Raw genomic sequence first — 18503 nt, 5'->3', positions numbered from 1 at the left:
CCGCTACCATCATGCTCAAACCCATCCTGCTGGTCGAAGACAATCCACGCGACCTGGAGCTGACTCTCCTGGCGCTGGAGCGCAGCCAGTTGGCCAACGAAGTCATCGTGCTGCGTGACGGCGCCGAGGCGCTGGACTACCTGCTGCGCCGCAATGCTCACGCCGAACGTGACGATGGCAACCCCGCCGTGCTGCTGCTGGACCTCAAACTGCCGAAGGTCGACGGCCTGGAAGTGCTCAAGGAAGTGCGCGCCACTCCCGAACTGCGCAGCATCCCGACGGTGATGCTGACCTCCTCGCGCGAAGAACCCGACTTGTTGCGCGCCTACGAGCTGGGAGTGAATGCCTACGTGGTCAAGCCGGTGGAGTTCAAGGAATTCGTCGCCGCCATTTCCGACCTCGGCATATTCTGGGCAGTCCTCAACGAACCACCCCCTGGCTCGCTGCGCCTGCCCCGGCGCGGCAGCAACTGAGGCCGCCGCGACGATGCAGCCAATGCCGCTGAAACTGTTGATGGTCGAGGACAGTTCGATGGATGCCGAGCTGACCCTGATGCGCCTGGAGCGCAGCGGGCTGCATGTGCAGGCGCAACTGGTATTCGACCATGTTGGCGTAGAGCACGCCCTGCGCGAGGCCCGCTACGACCTGATCCTGTGCGACTGTGTGTTGCCGGGCTCGTCCGGCACTGAAGTGCTGGCGATAGCCCAGCGCCTGGCACCGGACATCCCGTTCATTTTCCTGTCCGGCATTTACGGCGAAGAGCATGCGGTGGAAATGATCCGCCTGGGTGCCACCGATTATGTGCTGAAGAAGAACCTGCCACTGCTGCCCAAGGCAGTGCGCCGGGCCCTGACCGAGGTGCAGGAGCGCCAGCGCCGGCGGCGCGCCGAAGAGGCCCTGGCCGACGTCGAGGCACGTGCGCGCATTGCCATCGACGCGGCCGGCATGGGCACCTGGGACATGCGCCCGCAAGAAGGGCTGTTGCTCTGGGATGACCGCTGCAAGACCTTGTTCGGCCTGCCCACCAGTACCGAAATGACCCTGGACGTGTTCTATGCCGGCATCTACCCCGACGACCTGCCGCTGGTGCGCGAAGCGGTAGACCGCGCCATGCGCCCGCAAAACGGTGGCCAGTACCGGGTGGAATTTCGCATCGCCCAGCCCGATGGCCAGGAGCCGCGCTGGTTGCTCAGCAGCGGCCAGAGTCAGTTCGTCAACGACCAGTGCGTGCGCTTCTCCGGCGTGCTGCAGGACATCCATACCCAGCGCCTGGCCACCCAGGCGCTGCGTCAGCTTAACGAGATGCTTGGTGAACGGGTCGAGCGCCGTACCCGCGAACGCGACCGCGCCTGGGAGCTGTCGCAGGACCTGCTGGCGGTGCTCAACAAGGACCTGACCCCGGTTGCATTGAACCCCGCCTGGGAGGCCAGCCTGGGCTTTTCCCGCGAGCGCCTGAGCCGGTCCTCGCTGCTGCACCTGCTGCCCGAGCCCGACCAGGAACTGCTGCTCACCGAACTGGCCGCCCTCGCCCACGGCCGCACCAGCGCCCGCTTCGTCGGGCGCGTCTTGCATGCCGGCGGCCAGCAGCGCTGGTTGTCGTGGGTGGTGGTGCCGGAAGACACCTTGCTGTACGTGGTGGCACGCGACATCACCAGCGAACGCGAGGCCGCCATGGGCCTGGCCGAAGCCAACGCACGCCTGCGCGAGCAGATCGACGAACGCGAACGCATCGAGGCAGCACTGCAACAGATGCAGCGCCTGGAGGCGGTCGGCCAGCTGACCGCTGGCGTGGCCCACGACTTCAACAACCTGCTGACAGTGATCCTCACCGGTGCCAGCTTCCTCGAACGCGACCTGGCCAAGGGCGACCTGGACAAGGCCCGCTCGCGCCTCACGCACATCCGCGAAGCCGGCGAACGCGGCGCCAAGCTGACCTCGCAGTTGCTGGCTTTCTCCCGCCGTCAGCGCCTGGAGCCAGTGCCGCTGAACCTCAACCGCACCCTGGCCGGCCTGGAGGAGCTGCTGCGCCGCACCCTGGGCGGCAATGTCTCGGTACGCCTGGACCTGGAGCCGACCCTGTGGCAGGCACTGACCGACCCGACCCAGACCGAGATGATCATCCTCAACCTGGCGATCAATGCCCGCGACGCCATGCCTGACGGTGGCCAACTGACCCTGGCGACCCGTAACACCCGTGTTGAAGCCCGCCCGCAACGCCCCGAAGACCCGGACCCGGGCGAGTACGTGGTGATGAGCATACGCGACACCGGCTGCGGCATGAGCGAAGAGGTGCTGGCCAAGGTGTTCGAGCCGTTCTTCACCACCAAGGACATCGGCAAGGGCTCGGGCCTGGGCCTGGCGCAGGTGTTCGGCTTCGCCAAGCAGTCCGGGGGTGGCGTGCACATCGACACCGTGCCGGGGCGCGGCACGCAGGTGGCGGTGTACCTGCCGGCGGTCAAGGATCAAGCGGTGAGTGAACCACTACCGCCGCTGCTCAGCCACTCGATCAGCGCAAGCGGCGGCAACCGGACGATACTGCTGGTGGATGACGACCACCTGGTGCGCGACATGCTTGGCGATGTGTTACGCCAGTATGGCTACCAGGTGCGCCAGGCACACAGCGGCGAACAGGCCCTGGCCTTGCTGGATGAGCGAATCGACTTGCTGCTGAGCGATTTCGCCATGCCCGAGTTCAACGGCGCACAACTGGCCTTGGCCGCACGCGAACGGTATCCGCACCTGCCAGTGGTGTTGCTTACCGGTTACGCGGAATTGCAGGGGCTGGAGCTGCCGGGCAGCCTGGTAGTGCAGAAGCCGGTCCAGGCCGATGAACTGGCCCGGGTGCTGAACGACATGCTGACGACCAGGACCGCGTAGGCGCGGCCTTGCGTCGCGCCTACAAGGAAATGCAAAAGGCAGATACGGCAAAGCCCAGCGCTTACTGTTCAAGCACCGGACCAAGATACGTTTGAAGCTAGAAAATGGCAGGGGCGGCTGGATTCGAACCAACGCATGGCAGGATCAAAACCTGCTGCCTTACCGCTTGGCGACGCCCCTGTATCGGATGCAGCATTCGCTGCTCAGACAATTCCAACTGAGTGACAACTGGGTTGTTGTCTTGGAATGCGCGGCACTTTAACAACAAACTTTCGGTCTGTGAACCCCCTGATGAAAAAAAATTGCCAGAAAACAGCGAGTTAGTCGTTTCCGTGTGTTACCCAGTGACCATCCGTCGCTTTCCGCCCGCCTCGCTTCAACACAATCGCATTCCTCCCTTCCAATCAGATGAGGCAACTGCATCGACCATGGAGGACTCCCATGCCTGTTTCTCACGATCTCTACCAGGACCTGCATTACCCACGTGAAATCGTCCAGCAACGCCGCCAGCAGGACAAGGCGCTGGACCGGCTGCTCGACGAGTACGTGGACATCGATAACCAGGTGCTTGCCGCCGAGTCGATCTCGGCCGGCAACTTCGAGGACGAAGACCTGCGTCACCTCAAGGAGCGCCGGCTGGCCGTGAAATACATGATCGAGCGCCAACTGGAGCGCAAGCTCTGAGCTAACCCGCCAAGGCGGACACCGTCAGGGGGTCTGGCTTGCCGTCATAGAACTGCGCCAACGCCCGCTGGAACAACGGGTTGTCGGGCGCCGCCCGGGCGAACAGGGTCAGGCACGAACGCAGCTTGAGGTCATCGGGGCTGCCGAGTACTGCCCTGGCACTCTTGTCGCGGTGTTGCAGCAGCGCACTCAGGCAAGCTTGCAGGCGCGGCCCCAGCAGCGGGTGAGCAAGGTAGGCCCGGGCTTCGTCGATCCCGGCCAGGGCATAACGCTCGGCCATGGCACTGCGGCCCAGGCCAGCGAGCTGCGGAAACACATACCACATCCAGTGGCTGCGCTTGTGCCCGGCCTGCAGCTCCTGCATCACCTGATCGTACACCCGGTTCTGCGCCTCGACGAAGCGCTCCAGATCATAGTCGGCATGCATGCTCGTCCCTCCTCGGTATCGGTCATGTCCTTCACTGTACGCCTGAGGGCCCGACCTATCGCGCCAGGCGATGATTGCCGCGCACTTTCTGTATTAGTCAAACTGGCTGCCCTCGGGCAAGCTGCATGCTCCCCCCCTATTGCCGAAGGAGCTTCGCTGTGCCCGCCTGGATTCCTACCTCGTTACGCCAGCTCGGCCGGCGCTTGCGTGACACCGCCCCACAGAGCGAACTGCTCAGCTGGTTCGAAGAGCAGGCACGCGGCCGCGGTTATCAGCTCAGCGACGGCCAGCGCCTAGTAATCCAGTGCATGGCCGGGCAACTGGCACAGCTCGAACAAGGCCAACCGCGTAGCCTGTACCTGTACGGCCCGGTGGGGCGCGGCAAGAGCTGGCTGCTCGATGGTTTCTTCCAGGCCGTGCCGGTAGCGGCCAAGCAACGCCTGCATTTCCATGACTTCTTTGCCCGCCTGCACCAGGGCATGCACCGCCACCGCGCGCTGGATGATGCGCTGGGCGCGACCCTCGACGAGTTGCTGGGCGGCTGCCGGGTGCTGTGCTTCGACGAGTTCCACGTGCACGACATTGGCGATGCCATGTTGCTGACGCGCCTGTTCAACGCCCTGTTCAGCCGCGGGGTGTGGTTGCTGGTAACGTCCAATTATGCGCCCGAAGGGCTACTGCCCAACCCGTTGTACCATGAGCGCTTCCTGCCGGTGATCCGCCTGATCAACAGCTCGATGGAAGTGCTCGAGGTCAGTGGCGACACCGATTTCCGCAGCCTGCCGGCCAACCGCGAACATCAGCGCTTCACCCGTGGTTGCTATGCCTGGCCGGGCACCGCGGCACAACGCCAGGCGCTCGGGGTGCCGCAACAACAGCCGCTGGTGCTGGAAGTGAACAAGCGCCCGTTGCGCGCACTGGCCAGCGATGGCCGGCGGGTAGTGTTTGCCTTTGCCGACCTGTGCGAGAACGCCACGGCGGTTATCGACTATCTGGTACTGGCCGAGCGATACGATGAATGGATCATCGACGGGCTGGACAGTCTTTCGGAATGCTCGCTGGCGGCGCAGCAGCGTTTGGTCAACCTGGTGGATGTGCTGTATGACCAGGACCGGCAGGTGATAGTGCTCGGTAAACGGCCGCTGGAAGAGAGCCTGGACGGGCCGCTTGCCGACTTGATGCGCACCCGCAGCCGGCTGGGGCAGTTGCATCAGCTTGGGCCCGAGGATCGAGTTGCCTGACAGGCCTCCTCGCAGGTGCACCTGCGAGGAGGCCCGCAACATCACCTGATCAGCCAGCCCTGGGCAAGTCCGCCAGCACCGCTTCGATCTCCCCGAGTACCGCCGGGTCATCCAGGGTCGAAGGCGGCACGTAGTCCTGCCCGTCGGCAATCTTGCGCAGCACGGCCCGCAGGATCTTCCCCGAACGGGTCTTGGGCAGCCGCTTCACCAGCCGTACCCGGTTGAAGCAGGCCAATGCACCAATCTCCTCGCGCACGCTGCCCACCAGCTCCACCAGCAACTGCGCCTCGGCGATGCCCTCGCCATCCTTGAGCACCACCAGGGCCAATGGCACCTGCCCCTTGATTTCGTCATGCACGCCGATCACTGCGCATTCGGCCACCGCCGGATGACGTGCCACCAGGTCCTCCATCTCACCGGTGGACAGCCGGTGCCCGGACACGTTGATCACATCATCCGTGCGCCCCATGATGTAGACGAAGCCTTCGTCATCCAGATAGCCGCCATCACCCGTGTGGTAGTACCCCGGGTAGGTGCGCAGGTAGGCCTGCAGGTAGCGCTCGTGGTCGCCCCATAGCGTCTGGCTGCAGCCGGGCGGCAGCGGCAGCGCAATGACGATCGAGCCCTGGTGGTTCGGCCCCAGCAAATGCCCCTCGTCATCCAGCACCTGCACGTGGTAGCCCGGCACCGCCCGGTTGCTGGACCCCGGCTTCGCCGCGCTGCCCTCCAGCCCGACGCAGGGTGCGGTGACCGGCCAGCCGGTCTCGGTCTGCCACCAATGGTCGTGCACCGGCTTGCCAGTGACCCGCTCCAGCCATTCGTGGGTGCTGGAATCGAGTTTCTCGCCCGCCAGGAACAACTGGCGCAGCGAGCTCAGGTCATGCTTGCGGATCAGCTCACCGTCCGGGTCCTCCTTGCGGATGGCACGCATGGCGGTGGGCGCACAGAACAGGGCATTGACCTTGTACTGCTCCACCACGCGCCAGTAGGCCGAAGCGTCCGGGGTACGGATCGGCTTGCCTTCGTAGAACACCGTGGTGCAGCCACTCATCAGTGGCCCGTAGACAATCAGCGAATGGCCGACCACCCAGCCGACATCGGAAATTCCCCACCACACGTCGCCCGCCTGCATGCCGTAGATGTGGCGCATGGCATAGCACAGCGCCACGGCGTTGCCGCCGTTTTCGCGCACGATGCCTTTGGGTTTGCCGGTGGTGCCCGAGGTATACATGATGTACAGCGGGTCGCCCGCATCCAGCTCCACCGGTGGCACCGGCTCGGCCTGGGCCAATGCCGCCTGCCAGTCCAGGTCACGGCCCGCCTGCAGTTCGGCGCGGGCTTGCGGCCGTTGCAGCACCAGCACATTGCGCGGCTGGTGCCGGGCCAGCTGCAGAGCGCGGTCGACGAGCGGCTTGTAGGCGATCACCCGGTCGAACTCCAGCCCGCAGGAGGCCGTCAGCAGCAACGTTGGCCGGGCATCGCCGATGCGCAAGGCCAGTTCGTTGGCGGCAAAGCCACCGAACACCACCGAGTGCACCGCACCGATCCGCGCACAGGCCAGCATGGCCATGGCCGCCTGCGGCACCATGGGCATGTAGATGATCACCCCGTCGCCCTTGTTCACCCCCAGCTGGCGCAGCAAACCGGCCAGGCGTGCTACCTCGTCACGCAACTGATGGTAGGTATAGGCCTGCTGCACGCCGGTCACCGGCGAATCGTAGATCAGCGCCAGCTGTTCGCCCCGGCCCTGCTCGATCTGGTGATCGAGGGCCAGGTAGCAGCTGTTCAGTCGGCCATCGGCGAACCAGCGGTGGGTACCGTCGGCGTTGTCCTGCAAGGTCAGGGCAGGCTTGCGGTGCCAGGCCAGGTGCGCGGCCTGTTCCGCCCAGAATGCGGCAGGGTCGGTAATGGAGTGGGCGTAGCTGTGCTGGTAGCTCATATCGAGGGAAACCCGGTATTTGTTGTTATTGAAGGGCGAAACCTGAGTATGGACCGCTACAGCGGCACTGCCATGGGTCTAAAGTCACAACCGACCTGCAAATTTGCAGACAGCGCAAAAGCGCCCCATAACAGTGCAAAGCCTCTAGAATAGGCCACCCCTTCAACTCACGAGCAGCACATGGACATCGATCAGGCCCGAACCTTTCTGGAAATCGTGCGTTGCGGCAGCCTGGTTGCCGCCGCCGAACGCCTGTTCGTGTCACAGACGGCAATTACCGCCCGTGTACAGCGCCTGGAGCAGCAACTGGGTTGCCAGCTGTTCGTACGCAGCCGCAACGGCGCCAGCCTGACCAGCGACGGCAAGGCCTTCGTCAGCTATGCCAACCAGCTGGTGCAAACCTGGGAAGCGGCGCGCCGCGACCTGCCGCTGCCACAAGGCTGCCAGCAAGTGCTGCATGTAGGCGGTGAGGTAAGCCTGGGCAACCCGATGATGCTCGACTGGGTCAGTGCCCTGCATCAACAGCTACCCAGCCATGCCATCCGCAGCGAGGTGAGTGATGGCGAGTCGCTGCTGCGCAAGGTTGAAATGGGCCTGCTGGATGCCGCGCTGGTCTACCAGCCGAACTATGGCCCAGGGCTGCAGGTGGAGCAGCTGATGGAAGAGAAACTGATTCGCGTGCGCCGGGTCGACCGACCCGACCCGTACATCTACATCGACTGGGGCGAAGCCTTCCGCCGCCAGCACGATGCTGCCCTGCCCGACTGCGCGCGCCCGGCCCTGAGCTTCAACCTGGGCCCGTTGGCGTTGCAGTTCATTCTCGAGCAGGGCGGCAGTGGCTACTTCCGTACCCGGGTAGTGCAAGCCTACCTGGACAGCGGGGTGTTCGAGCGGGTCCCGCAGGCGCCGGAATTCACCTACCCGACCTATCTGGTGTACCCGCGCAAACGGGACAGCGAGGCCCTGCAACAAGCCTTCGCCATCCTGCGCCGGCTGGTAGCCGCCGGCGCCAGCGACTGGTCACAACGCTGGGACCCGCTGATCTGACGCTTCGGTTCGGCTGAGTAGCTGGCGCTTGAGGCCGGCGATCAGGTCGGTCTGGGTGATCACGCCCACCAGCTGCTCGGCTTCCAGCACCGGCAGGCAGTGCAGGCCCTGTTCGCACAGCAACGGCAGCAACCGCTCCAGCGGGTGCTGGCTGCTGACGCTGATGACCCGGCGGCTCATTACCTGCTCCATGCGCACCGCCTTGCGGCCGAACAAGCCGCGCCAACTGAAGCGGCCCCGCTGCATGGCCGGGCCGACCAGGTCGCTGAGGCTGACGATGCCCACCAGCTTGCCGTGCTGCAGTACCGGCAGGGTTTTCAGGTGATGGCTGGCGAGCATCTGCCAGGCCTGCTCCAGGGTGGTATCGGGCGAGGCGAACTGAACATCGCGGGACATGACCGAGGCGGCGGTGATGCCGCCCAGGCTGCGCTGCAGGGCGTGTTGTTCGGTGGCAAGGATGATGCGTTCCAGTTCGTCACGGGTGACGTCGACGAACTCGCCCAGTTCCCCCAGCGCCTGGTCCAAGTCTTCGCCACGGATGCCGACCCGTTCGCTGGGCAGCGGGTCATGGGTATGGTGCAGGTCCTTGCGTGGCGCTGCGACTTTCGGATAGCGCACGCCCGTCAGGCGGTTATAGAGGACCGCCACCGTCACCAGGATCAGCGCATTGAGCAGCACCGGCTGCAGCAGGTGATCGCCCATGGCGGTCAGCCCCGAGTCGGCCAGCACCGCGCTCACCGCCACCCCGCCACCCGGCGGGTGCAGGCAGCGCAGCAGGCACATCATCAGGATCGAAATACCCAGGGCGGCGGCGGCCACCCACAACTCCGGGCCGAAGCCCTGGCGCATGGCCAGGCCGACCGCGCCGGCCACGGCGTAGCTGCCCAGCACCGGCCAGGGCTGGGCCAACGGGCCGGAATGCACGGCGAACACCAGCACGGCCGAAGCCGCCAGCGGGCCGAGCAGGTGCAAGGCGATGCCCGGGCCAAAGGCCATGCTGGTCAGCCAACCGGCGAGGAACAGGCCGAACAGTGCGCCGATACCGGCACGCAACCATTCTCTGGGGGGAATATTCAGGGGCGCAGGCAACAGCCGCTGCAGACGAGTATCGGAACGCGAGGCAGACATGAAGGTGGTCGAAGTCTTTGCTTTTTCTGGTTGGAAAAGAAAGCCCAGCCGTAATGGCCTGGGCCGCGTATTGCATCGGCAATCGCCAAAGGGGTTCCGTCCGTGGAGGGATGGAAACCGCAGGGTTTCATGCGAGGGATTTTGCCCGGCAGGGTGAGATTGGGCTAATTCAAAAAAATGCGGCTGCACTGCAATTTTTTTGCATTGCTGATATCGAGGAGTGCGTTACAGCCCATCGCCGGCAAGCCAGCTGCCATAGGTGCCGCGTCAATTCGAAGCTGAAGGAGCAACTGCTTTGCTCAATTTCTGAAAGCTGGCGCGGTCCCTGTAGGAGCGGGCTTGCCCCGCGAACACGGGCGAAGCCCGTGCCATCCGCCGCGGTGTCTTCTTCGCGGCCCCCCCTGCAAGTGCCGCGTCATCCTGAGCCAGCGCTTAAACTGTGGGCTTGCCGGCGATGGGCCGCACAGCGGCCGCGGCATTATCGAACCTTGCGCGGCAGGTCGATAACAACCCGTAGCCCGCCCAAGGGGCTATCCAGCAGCGCCAGGCGGCCGCCCCAGGCCTCGACGATATCGCGCACGATACCCAGGCCCAGGCCATGCCCGTCAACCTGCTCGTCCAGCCGCGACCCGCGTTCCAGCACCTGTTGCCGCTGGCTGCCGGGGATGCCTGGGCCATCGTCATCGATCCACAACCGGTAGCCCTCGGCATCCACCGCAATGCCCAGGCGCACCTCGCTGTCAGCCCATTTGCAGGCATTGTCCAGCAGGTTGCCGAGCAATTCGAGGAAGTCCTCGCGGTCCCATGGCAGCAACAGCCCGGACGGTACATCGCTGGCCAGCAACAAGCCCTCACCATGAATCATCCCCAGCGTCGCCAGCAGCCCCGGCAATTCGGCGTCACAGTCGAACTGCGCGCCCGGCAGCGCGTCACCCGCCAACCTTGCCCGGTTCAGCTCTCGCGTCAGGCGTTGCTGGATCTGCTCCAGTTGCTCACGCATCTGCGCGCGAACCTCGGGCAATTCGTTCAGCCGCTCGCTGGAGGCCAGGCTCAGCAGCACCGCCAGCGGCGTCTTCAGCGCATGGCCAAGGTTGCCCAGAGCATTGCGCGAGCGGCGCAGGCTGTCTTCGGTATGCAGTAACAAATGGTTGATCTGCCCCACCAATGGCGCCAGTTCGCTGGGCACCTCGGCATCCAGCTGCGAGCGCTGGCCCTGCTGCAACTGGGCGATTTGCTGACGCGCGCGCTCCAGTGGCCGCAGCGAGCGGGTCACGGTGATGCGTTGCAACACCAGCACCAGGACCAGTGCCACCAGGCCCATGCCCAGGCCGATCTGCTGCATGCGCCGGAAACCGTCGCGGACCGGCGAATAGTCCTGTGCCACGCTGATCGAGATGTCCTGCCCCAGGCGCCGGTAATCGGCGCGCAAGGCCAGCAATTGCTGACCTTCCGGCCCCAGTTGGTGGCTGTCGGAAAGCCCCGGTGCAGCAGGTTTGGGCATGTCCAGGTCCCACAGCGAACGAGAACGCCAGGTGCCTTTATCGAAATCGATGCGGAAGTAATAGCCGGAAAACGGCCGCTGGTAAGCCGCCGAGATACGCCGCTCATCCAGCTGCAGGCCCGAAGGCCCGCGCACCAGGGCGACCAGCAGGTTCTCGCTTTCCTTGCGCAGGCCGTTTTCCAGGTAACGCTGCAGGCCAGCCTCGAACAGCCACAGGGTCAGTTGCGCCAGCACCAGGCCGACCACCACCAGCACCGCCACCAGGCCCAGGCTGAGGCGCGCCTGGATCGACTTCACGCGGTGCTCCCGGCGTAGATATAGCCTTGCCCGCGGCGAGTCTCGATGACGCTGCGGCCCAGCTTGCGCCGCAAATGGTTGACGTGCACTTCCAGCACGTTGGAATCACGCTCGGTCTCACCGTCGTAGAGGTGCTCGGCCAGATGGCTCTTGGACAGGATCTGCTGCGGATGCAGCATGAAGTAGCGCAGCAGGCGGAACTCGGCGGCGGTCAGCTGGATATCCACGCCGTCGCGGCTGACGCACTGGCGGCTTTCGTCCAGGTGCAGGCCGGCCGCCTCCAGCGTCGGTTGGTTGGCCAGGCCACGGGCACGGCGCAGCAACGCCTGGATGCGCAGTTGCAGCTCTTCGGGGTGAAACGGCTTGCTCAGGTAGTCATCAGCCCCAGCCTTCAGCCCTTCGATACGCTCGGCCCACGAGCCGCGCGCAGTGAGGACGAGCACGGGTGTGGCCAGGCCGGCGGCGCGCCATTGGGCCAGCACCTCAAGGCCCGGCAAGCCTGGCAAGCCCAGGTCGAGAATGATCAGGTCGTACGGTTCGCTCTGCCCCTGGTACACGGCATCGCGCCCATCGGCCAGCCAGTCGACAGCGTAGCCCTGGCGTTGCAGTGCACGGGTCAGTTCATCGGCCAGCGGCACGTTATCTTCGACTAGCAACAGGCGCATTCAGTCGTCTTCCTCGTCCTTGAGCAGGGTACCGGTGCTGGCATCGAGCTTGACCTCGCGCACCACGCCTTCAACCGTCAGCAACTCGACTTCATATTCATAGCGATCGTTGTCTTCCTCCAGCTCGGCCTCCAGCAGGCGTGCCCCGGGGTGACGCCCCAGGGCAGTTTCCAGCAGATGCTCGAGTGGCAGGATGACACCCTTCTGGCGCAGTTCCAGGGCTTCGTCCTGGTCAAGGTCGCGGGCCATGGCCAGCGAACAAGCGGCCAGCAGCACCAGCGCGAGGTAGCGTGCCGACCGCGGCAGGTGGATCATCAGTTGTCCCGCTCGTCCTTGAGGACTTCACCGGTCTTGGCATCCAGGTCGACATCCCACTCGACATTCTGGCTGTCGCGCAGCTCGACCTTGTAGACGTAGCGACCGTATTCGTCTTCCAGCTCGGAGTCGGTGACCGTGGCCCCCGGGTGCTTGGCCACGGCAGCGGCCTTGAGTTCGTCCAGCGACTTGATGGTCTTGGCGTTGACCAGTTTGACCACTTCGTCGGGCTGCACGTCCTTGGCGAAGGCGGCGTTGGCGCCGAACGCGAGGGCGGCGGCGGTGAACAGGGCAGTCAAGGTTTTCATCGTTCTTCTCTCCTGAGAACTGTACAAGTTGTCTACGGGGTTAAGATTACCCAGCGGTCCTTAATTCAACCTGAAAACAACTGCCGGCATGATAGCGCAGGTCAATGGGCCAGCGGCTTGCCGACCTGCACATACCCCGCAGGGTCCCTATAATGCCCACTTACCGCCCAAGAGACCCGCCATGAGTGCCATCCACGTCAAGTACCCCGCCCTCACCTTCAAGGCCGGCCAGCGTGCCCTGCGGCAGATCCGCGAGCGCGGCTTGCAGGCGGCCGATGTGGGCGTGCTGCCGGGTGCCGCGGGTGGGCCGAAGCCGCTGGGCATCCAGGGCCTGGACCTGGCACTGTTCGGTGAATGGCTGCCGTCGGCGCCACGGCAGCGCGCCCTGATCGGTGCCTCGATCGGTGCCTGGCGCTTCGCCAGTGCCTGCCTTGACGACCCGGTCGCAGGCATCCGTCGCCTGGGCGAACTGTATACCGAGCAGGATTTTGCCAAGGGCGTCACGCCCACCGAGATCAGCCGCAGCTGCCAACGCATGCTCGATGACCTGTTGCAAGGCCGCGACGGCGAGCTGCTGGCCAACCCGCACTATCGCCTGAACATCCTGGTGGTCAAGAGCCATGGGCATCTTGCCCACGATCATCGCGCGCGCCTGGGCCTAGGCCTGGGTTCGGTGGTGGCCAGCAACCTGCTTGGCCGTGCGCGCCTGGCCCGTCACTTTGAACGCATCATCCTCCACGATGGCCGCGCCACGCCGCCGCTCGACGCGCTCACCGATTTCCCCTCGCGCTGCCTGCCGCTGGACCTGGCCAACCTGCGCCATGCCCTGCTCGCCTCAGGCTCCATCCCCATGGTCATGGAGGGTGTGAAAGACATCCCCGGTGCCGGTGCCGGCACCTACCGTGACGGCGGCCTGCTCGATTACCACCTTGACCTGCCCTACCGCGGCGACGACCTGGTGCTGTACCCGCACTTCACCGACAAGGTCGTGCCTGGCTGGTTCGACAAGGCCCTGCCGTGGCGCAGGGGCGATGCCACGCGCCTGCAGAACGTGCTGCTGATCACACCGTCGCCGCAATACCTGGCCGCCCTGCCCTACGGCAAGCTACCCGACCGTAACGACTTCAAGCGTTTCATGGGGGATGCGCCAGGCCGCAAGCGTTACTGGTACAAAGCGATTGCCGAAAGCCAGCGGCTGGGCGACGAGCTGCTGGAACTGATCGCCACCGGGCGGTTGCACGAACGCCTGCAAGCCTTGTAGCGGGCATGCTGGTAGACTGCGCGCATTCTTGATTCATAAAGAGTTACGACAGCGTGGAAATCTTCAAGGAATTTACATTCGAATCGGCCCACCGCCTGCCCCACGTCCCGGCTGGGCACAAATGCGGTCGGCTGCACGGTCACTCGTTCAAGGTCGGCCTGCACCTGACCGGCCCGCTCGACCCGCACACCGGCTGGATTCGTGATTTTGCCGAAGTGAAGGCGATCTTCAAGCCGATTTACGATCAGCTGGATCACAACTACCTGAACGACATCCCGGGGCTCGAGAACCCGACCAGCGAAGTCATCGCCAAATGGATCTGGGACCAGGTCAAGCCGCTGATGCCCGAGCTGTCGAAAGTGCGTATCCACGAAACCTGCACCAGCGGCTGCGAGTACACCGGCGACTGATGCAGCAGGGGCTGGCCCCACTGCGTTCACAACGATCCGCGATGGGTTGGCCAGATGGTCGGAGTGCGCCAGCCGCGCTGGCCGTTGGGAGAGGCCGCTATTCCAGTGTGCTGTTCAAGAACGCCGGGGCGATGTAGCGCTGGTAATGCGCTTCGGACAACAGGAAGAACTCGCGGTCGATGGCATCGCGCAGCTGCGGCAGCTCCCAATCGCGGAATTCCGGCAGCAGCACCATGCCGTAAGCTTCCAGGTCGCGGATCATCCGGGCCCCGCGGGCAATCAGCTGGTATGCCCAGCAATACTCGGACTGCTGCTCGACAAAGCGGATGGACCGCTGCTCCAATTGCTGGCGCAGCAGGGCTTTGTCGAACACCTCCAGCTTGGCCATCATCACCTGCACCAGCAGTTGCTCCAGACGCAACCACACCGCACGCTTTTGCGCATCGTCGTAGCCGTTCCAGTGGATCACTTCATGGTGAAAGCGCTTGCAGCCACGGCATACCGTGTCGCCATACACCGTTGAGCAGAGGCCGACACACGGGGTCTTGATGGACTTGTTGGACATGAAAAACAACAGCTTGGCGGTGGAACACGGGCCCATGTTAGCCCTTTGTCTAACCAGGGTCACTCGTTAAAGTCGTCTTCGCCGCCTTACCTTCAGGCTTTTTTTGCCGTAGAATCATCCCGCCTTTTCAAAGGCAACAATGTCCGTTGGAAGCTGTTTTCAAAGCGTCACGAGCACAGTTCATCCGGTAGAACGGCGTTGGCCCGGGCCATGCATCCCTCGCATGCCCGTGCCAGCCCTCATCAGCTTTCCGTTCTGCAGGCGTAAAACTTTGAAAGCAGCTTCTGTAAGGATTCTTTGCGACCCTGGCTGGGCGGCCCACAAAGCCGTGGCAGCGCATGGGTGCATTGAATGCTGGATGAGCGTCCCGGACCCCCTTTAGGGACCACTGATGAGGGAAATAACTGTGCTTGAAGCCTACCGCAAACACATCGAAGAGCGTGCCGCCCTGGGCATCGTGCCCCAGCCGCTGAACGCCGAACAAACTGCAGGCCTGGTCGAGCTGCTGAAAAACCCGCCGGCCGGCGAAGAAGCCTTCCTCGTAGACCTGATCACTCACCGCGTACCACCAGGGGTCGACGAAGCCGCCTACGTCAAGGCCGCTTTCCTGTCCGCTATCGCCAAGGGCGAAGCCAAGTCGCCTTTGATCGACCGCAAGCACGCCACCGAACTGCTGGGCACCATGCAGGGCGGCTACAACATCGAGACGCTGGTTGCGCTGCTGGATGACGCCGAACTGGGCGCCGTCGCGGCCGAACAGCTCAAGCACACCCTGCTGATGTTCGACGCCTTCCACGACGTGGCCGAAAAAGCCAAGGCCGGCAACGTCCATGCCAAGGCCGTGCTGGAATCCTGGGCTGCCGGCGAGTGGTTCACCTCGCGCCCGGCGATCGCCGACAAGTACACCCTGACCGTGTTCAAGGTGCCTGGCGAAACCAACACCGACGACCTGTCGCCTGCCCCGGACGCCTGGTCGCGCCCGGACATCCCGCTGCACGCCCTGGCCATGCTGAAAATGGCCCGCGACGGCATCGAGCCGCAGCAGCCTGGCTCGGTCGGCCCGCTGGCCCAGATCGAAGCGGTCAAGGCCAAGGGCTTCCCGGTTGCCTACGTCGGTGACGTGGTCGGTACCGGCTCCTCGCGTAAATCGGCTACCAACTCGGTGCTGTGGTTCTTCGGCGACGACATCCCGTACGTACCGAACAAGCGCGCCGGTGGCTTCTGCTTCGGCACCAAGATCGCCCCGATCTTCTACAACACCATGGAAGACGCCGGCGCCCTGCCGATCGAATTCGACTGCACCAACCTGGCCATGGGCGACGTCATCGACGTTTACCCGTTCAAGGGCGAAGTGCGCCGTCACGGCAGCGACGAACTGGTCACCACCTTCCAGCTGAAGACCGAAGTGCTGCTGGATGAAGTCCGCGCTGGCGGCCGTATCCCGCTGATCGTCGGCCGTGGCCTGACCGAAAAGGCTCGCGCCGAGCTGGGCCTGGGCGCTTCCGACCTGTTCAAGAAGCCGGAGCAGCCTGCCGATTCGGGCAAGGGCTACACCCTGGCGCAGAAGATGGTCGGTCGTGCCTGCGGCCTGCCGGAAGGCAAGGGCGTGCGCCCAGGTACCTACTGCGAGCCGAAGATGACCACCGTCGGTTCCCAGGACACCACTGGCCCGATGACCCGCGACGAGCTGAAAGACCTGGCGTGCCTGGGCTTCTCCGCCGACCTGGTAATGCAGTCGTTCTGCCACACCGCGGCTTATCCGAAGCCGATCGACGTGACCACCCACCACACCCTGCCAGACTTCATCCGCACCCGTGGCGGCGTGTCGCTGCGCCCGGGCGACGGCATCATCCACAGCTGGCTGAACCGCATGCTGATGCCTGACACCGTGGGTACCGGTGGCGACTCGCACACCCGCTTCCCAATCGGCATTTCGTTCCCGGCCGGTTCCGGCCTGGTAGCCTTCGCTGCTGCCACCGGCGTCATGCCGCTGGACATGCCGGAATCGGTACTGGTGCGCTTCAAGGGCAAACTGCAGCCAGGCATCACCCTGCGTGACCTGGTTCATGCCATCCCTTACTACGCTATCCAGAAGGGCCTGCTGACCGTCGAGAAGAAAGGCAAGAAGAACATCTTCTCCGGCCGCATTCTCGAGATCGAAGGCCTGAACGACCTGACCGTCGAGCAAGCCTTCGAGCTGTCCGACGCCTCGGCCGAGCGTTCCGCTGCCGGTTGCACCATCAAGCTGCCGGAAAAGGCCATCGCCGAGTACCTGCAGTCGAACATCACCCTGCTGCGCTGGATGATTGGCGAAGGCTACGGCGATGCCCGCACCCTGGAGCGCCGCGCCCAGGCCATGGAAGCCTGGCTGGCCAAGCCTGAGCTGCTGTCGGCCGACGCCGATGCCGAATACGCTGAAATCATCGAAATCGACCTGGCCGACGTCAAGGAGCCTGTGCTCTGCGCGCCGAACGACCCGGACGATGCACGCCTGCTGTCCTCGGTACAGGGCGAGAAGATCGACGAAGTGTTCATCGGTTCGTGCATGACCAACATCGGTCACTTCCGCGCCGCCGGCAAGCTGCTGGACAAGGTCAAGGGCGGTATCCCTACCCGCCTGTGGCTGGCTCCGCCAACCAAGATGGACGCCCACCAGCTGACCGAAGAAGGCTACTACGGCATCTACGGCAAGGCCGGTGCGCGCATGGAAATGCCAGGCTGCTCGCTGTGCATGGGTAACCAGGCACGTGTGCAGACCGGTTCGACCGTGGTGTCCACTTCGACCCGTAACTTCCCGAACCGTCTGGGCGACGCCACCAACGTGTACCTGGCATCGGCCGAACTGGCTGCTGTCGCTTCGATCATCGGCAAGCTGCCGACCGTCGAAGAGTACATGCAGTACGCGAAAGACATCGACAGCATGGCTGCCGACGTCTACCGCTACCTGAGCTTCGACCAGATCGCCGAGTTCCGCGAAGCGGCAGCCAACGCCAAGATCCCGGTGGTCCAGGCGTAAGCTGAACGGCAAGTTGTAAGCTGCAAGCTACAAGAAGAAGCCCCGGCAGAGATGCCGGGGCTTTTTTTGCACTCAAGGGCGCTAAACCGAATATTCCTACAACGTTTTAGGAAGCCCGTTGCTCCCCCGCGAAGTCGTTCCTCGCTAGTGTTCTGACCGTTGCGTCAATCACTGGAAAAGGAACGCCTCATGAGCATCAGCAAAGCCATCCACATCGCCATGCAGGAAGAGATTCCCAACACCTACGGGCGCTGTCATTTCTGCGAACGCTCCGGCCTGCCGATCCTGCTGCTGCGCGAAGCCTACGCCCCGCGCCCGGATACCGAGCGCCCCTATCGCCTGGCGCACGACAGCGAGATCACTTTTCACCCGATGCACACCGACCAGTTGCGCCTGTTGCGCCAGGGTTACGTCTACGTGCTGCTCGACCAGGAAATCTGGCAAGCCTACGAGGTTGCGGCAGCCGGGACCCTCAAGCGTTTCCCAGTGTCGCAGATGCCCCTGGCGCCACCCAGGCCAGTGCCCCAGTGGTGCGCCACCGAGGGCCATGACGTCATCGCCTCGTTCATCAACATCGATACCCTGCTCTACCGCAAAGCCTGGATCGCCTTCGCCAACGACCCCTGGCCGCGGGTGGTACTCGACCGCTACCGGCAAGGTATCGCCAGCGGCGACCCGGGCACCCTCGCCCGCTTTGTCGAGGTGGATCTGGACACCGCGCGCAACGACCCTGCCAGCCTCGGCATCGCCATGACCGACAGCTTCCGCTTCGGCCTGGAGGATGTGCTGGAGTTCTCGACGTTTTCCTCCGCCAGGTATGCC

The 18503-nt window shown here is 64.2% G+C and carries 17 protein-coding genes and 1 tRNA gene; 9 read left to right on the top strand and 9 right to left on the bottom strand.

The genetic code is table 11. The features are described 5' to 3' along the window. Positions 1–11 precede the first annotated feature (11 nt). Together QSV36_RS12395 and QSV36_RS12390 are read left to right on the top strand one after the other, a co-directional pair. The gene (locus tag QSV36_RS12395; protein ID WP_170029250.1) at positions 12–473 is read left to right on the top strand and encodes a response regulator; all 462 of its coding nucleotides are present in this window, start codon (positions 12–14) and stop codon (positions 471–473) included. A gap of 13 nt (positions 474–486) precedes the next feature. Next, positions 487–2877, top strand: coding sequence for a response regulator (locus tag QSV36_RS12390; protein ID WP_289131908.1), 2391 nt, complete (start codon positions 487–489; stop codon positions 2875–2877). A gap of 105 nt (positions 2878–2982) precedes the next feature. Here QSV36_RS12390 and QSV36_RS12385 read toward each other — a convergent pair. Next, positions 2983–3057, bottom strand: a tRNA-Gln gene (locus QSV36_RS12385). A 261-nt stretch (positions 3058–3318) separates the two neighbouring features. Between QSV36_RS12385 and QSV36_RS12380 the strand changes: the two genes are divergently transcribed. Further along, entirely contained in the window at positions 3319–3561 is a 243-nt protein-coding gene (locus QSV36_RS12380) for a hypothetical protein (RefSeq protein WP_289131906.1), read from the top strand. 1 nt (position 3562) lies between these two features. Here QSV36_RS12380 and QSV36_RS12375 read toward each other — a convergent pair whose 3' ends face one another. Then, positions 3563–3988 carry a DUF1810 domain-containing protein gene (locus QSV36_RS12375; protein WP_289131904.1) on the bottom strand — a complete coding sequence of 142 codons (426 nt, stop codon included), beginning with the start codon at positions 3986–3988 and terminating at the stop codon, positions 3563–3565. A gap of 158 nt (positions 3989–4146) precedes the next feature. Here QSV36_RS12375 and zapE point away from each other — a divergent pair, with 158 nt between their 5' ends. Continuing rightward, a complete protein-coding gene (gene zapE / locus QSV36_RS12370; protein ID WP_289131901.1) occupies positions 4147–5229 on the top strand; it encodes a cell division protein ZapE in 1083 nt (360 codons plus the stop codon). A 49-nt stretch (positions 5230–5278) separates the two neighbouring features. On the opposite strand, the gene QSV36_RS12365 is transcribed toward zapE, so the two are convergent. After that, the gene (locus QSV36_RS12365; RefSeq protein ID WP_289131898.1) at positions 5279–7168 is read right to left on the bottom strand and encodes a propionyl-CoA synthetase; all 1890 of its coding nucleotides are present in this window, start codon (positions 7166–7168) and stop codon (positions 5279–5281) included. Between the two features lie 180 nt (positions 7169–7348). Here QSV36_RS12365 and QSV36_RS12360 point away from each other — a divergent pair, with 180 nt between their 5' ends. After that, positions 7349–8215, top strand: a complete 867-nt coding sequence (locus QSV36_RS12360) for a LysR family transcriptional regulator (protein ID WP_289131896.1) — start codon at positions 7349–7351, stop codon at positions 8213–8215. On the opposite strand, the gene QSV36_RS12355 is transcribed toward QSV36_RS12360, so the two are convergent. From QSV36_RS12355 to QSV36_RS12335, 5 genes are all read right to left on the bottom strand, one after another. Beyond that, positions 8189–9343, bottom strand: coding sequence for an HPP family protein (locus QSV36_RS12355; RefSeq protein WP_289131893.1), 1155 nt, complete (start codon positions 9341–9343; stop codon positions 8189–8191). The two genes, QSV36_RS12360 and QSV36_RS12355, sit on opposite strands and share 27 nt — an antisense overlap. A gap of 478 nt (positions 9344–9821) precedes the next feature. Further along, on the bottom strand, positions 9822–11141 hold the full coding sequence (locus tag QSV36_RS12350; protein ID WP_289131890.1) for an ATP-binding protein: 1320 nt from the start codon (positions 11139–11141) through the stop codon (positions 9822–9824). Then, positions 11138–11806, bottom strand: a complete 669-nt coding sequence (locus QSV36_RS12345) for a response regulator transcription factor (protein ID WP_289131888.1) — start codon at positions 11804–11806, stop codon at positions 11138–11140. The genes QSV36_RS12350 and QSV36_RS12345 overlap by 4 nt, the downstream gene beginning before the upstream one ends. Further along, positions 11807–12121 (bottom strand): PepSY domain-containing protein, encoded by a 315-nt coding sequence (locus tag QSV36_RS12340; RefSeq protein WP_170029239.1) that lies wholly within the window; start codon positions 12119–12121, stop codon positions 11807–11809. Next, positions 12121–12429: a PepSY domain-containing protein gene (locus QSV36_RS12335; RefSeq protein WP_289131886.1), complete on the bottom strand. Its 309-nt coding sequence runs from the start codon at positions 12427–12429 to the stop codon at positions 12121–12123. The genes QSV36_RS12340 and QSV36_RS12335 overlap by 1 nt, the downstream gene beginning before the upstream one ends. Positions 12430–12610: 181 nt before the next feature. On the opposite strand from QSV36_RS12335, the gene QSV36_RS12330 reads away from it, so the two are divergent. Beyond that, positions 12611–13690: a patatin-like phospholipase domain-containing protein gene (locus tag QSV36_RS12330; protein ID WP_289131884.1), complete on the top strand. Its 1080-nt coding sequence runs from the start codon at positions 12611–12613 to the stop codon at positions 13688–13690. Between the two features lie 53 nt (positions 13691–13743). Beyond that, positions 13744–14100 (top strand): 6-carboxytetrahydropterin synthase QueD, encoded by a 357-nt coding sequence (queD, locus tag QSV36_RS12325; protein ID WP_060476796.1) that lies wholly within the window; start codon positions 13744–13746, stop codon positions 14098–14100. A gap of 97 nt (positions 14101–14197) precedes the next feature. Here the strand turns inward: queD and QSV36_RS12320 are convergent, their stop codons facing one another. Beyond that, the gene (locus QSV36_RS12320) at positions 14198–14665 is read right to left on the bottom strand and encodes a DUF1289 domain-containing protein (protein WP_289131881.1); all 468 of its coding nucleotides are present in this window, start codon (positions 14663–14665) and stop codon (positions 14198–14200) included. A gap of 406 nt (positions 14666–15071) precedes the next feature. On the opposite strand from QSV36_RS12320, the gene acnB reads away from it, so the two are divergent. After that, on the top strand, positions 15072–17681 hold the full coding sequence (gene acnB, locus QSV36_RS12315) for a bifunctional aconitate hydratase 2/2-methylisocitrate dehydratase (protein WP_289132089.1): 2610 nt from the start codon (positions 15072–15074) through the stop codon (positions 17679–17681). A 189-nt stretch (positions 17682–17870) separates the two neighbouring features. After that, a partial coding sequence (locus QSV36_RS12310) for a T6SS effector BTH_I2691 family protein (protein WP_289131879.1) occupies positions 17871–18503 on the top strand: 633 nt, incomplete at its 3' end.

Origin of the sequence: Pseudomonas sp. BCRC 81390 (assembly GCF_030341915.1) — a bacterium.
GTDB lineage: Bacteria > Pseudomonadota > Gammaproteobacteria > Pseudomonadales > Pseudomonadaceae > Aquipseudomonas.
This window is presented reverse-complemented; position numbering and strand designations above follow the sequence as displayed.

Excerpts from the sequence above, each read along its gene's own strand:
- QSV36_RS12375 (WP_289131904.1), bottom strand. The coding sequence starts at position 3,988 with ATGCATGCCGACTATGATCTGGAGCGCTTCGTCGAGGCGCAGAACCGG.
- QSV36_RS12395 (WP_170029250.1), top strand. The coding sequence starts at position 12 with ATGCTCAAACCCATCCTGCTGGTCGAAGACAATCCACGCGACCTGGAG.
- QSV36_RS12345 (WP_289131888.1), bottom strand. The coding sequence starts at position 11,806 with ATGCGCCTGTTGCTAGTCGAAGATAACGTGCCGCTGGCCGATGAACTG.
- QSV36_RS12335 (WP_289131886.1), bottom strand. The coding sequence starts at position 12,429 with ATGAAAACCTTGACTGCCCTGTTCACCGCCGCCGCCCTCGCGTTCGGC.
- QSV36_RS12320 (WP_289131881.1), bottom strand. The coding sequence starts at position 14,665 with ATGTCCAACAAGTCCATCAAGACCCCGTGTGTCGGCCTCTGCTCAACG.
- QSV36_RS12330 (WP_289131884.1), top strand. The coding sequence starts at position 12,611 with ATGAGTGCCATCCACGTCAAGTACCCCGCCCTCACCTTCAAGGCCGGC.
- QSV36_RS12365 (WP_289131898.1), bottom strand. The coding sequence starts at position 7,168 with ATGAGCTACCAGCACAGCTACGCCCACTCCATTACCGACCCTGCCGCA.
- QSV36_RS12340 (WP_170029239.1), bottom strand. The coding sequence starts at position 12,121 with ATGATCCACCTGCCGCGGTCGGCACGCTACCTCGCGCTGGTGCTGCTG.
- QSV36_RS12380 (WP_289131906.1), top strand. The coding sequence starts at position 3,319 with ATGCCTGTTTCTCACGATCTCTACCAGGACCTGCATTACCCACGTGAA.
- QSV36_RS12390 (WP_289131908.1), top strand. The coding sequence starts at position 487 with ATGCAGCCAATGCCGCTGAAACTGTTGATGGTCGAGGACAGTTCGATG.
- QSV36_RS12360 (WP_289131896.1), top strand. The coding sequence starts at position 7,349 with ATGGACATCGATCAGGCCCGAACCTTTCTGGAAATCGTGCGTTGCGGC.
- QSV36_RS12355 (WP_289131893.1), bottom strand. The coding sequence starts at position 9,343 with ATGTCTGCCTCGCGTTCCGATACTCGTCTGCAGCGGCTGTTGCCTGCG.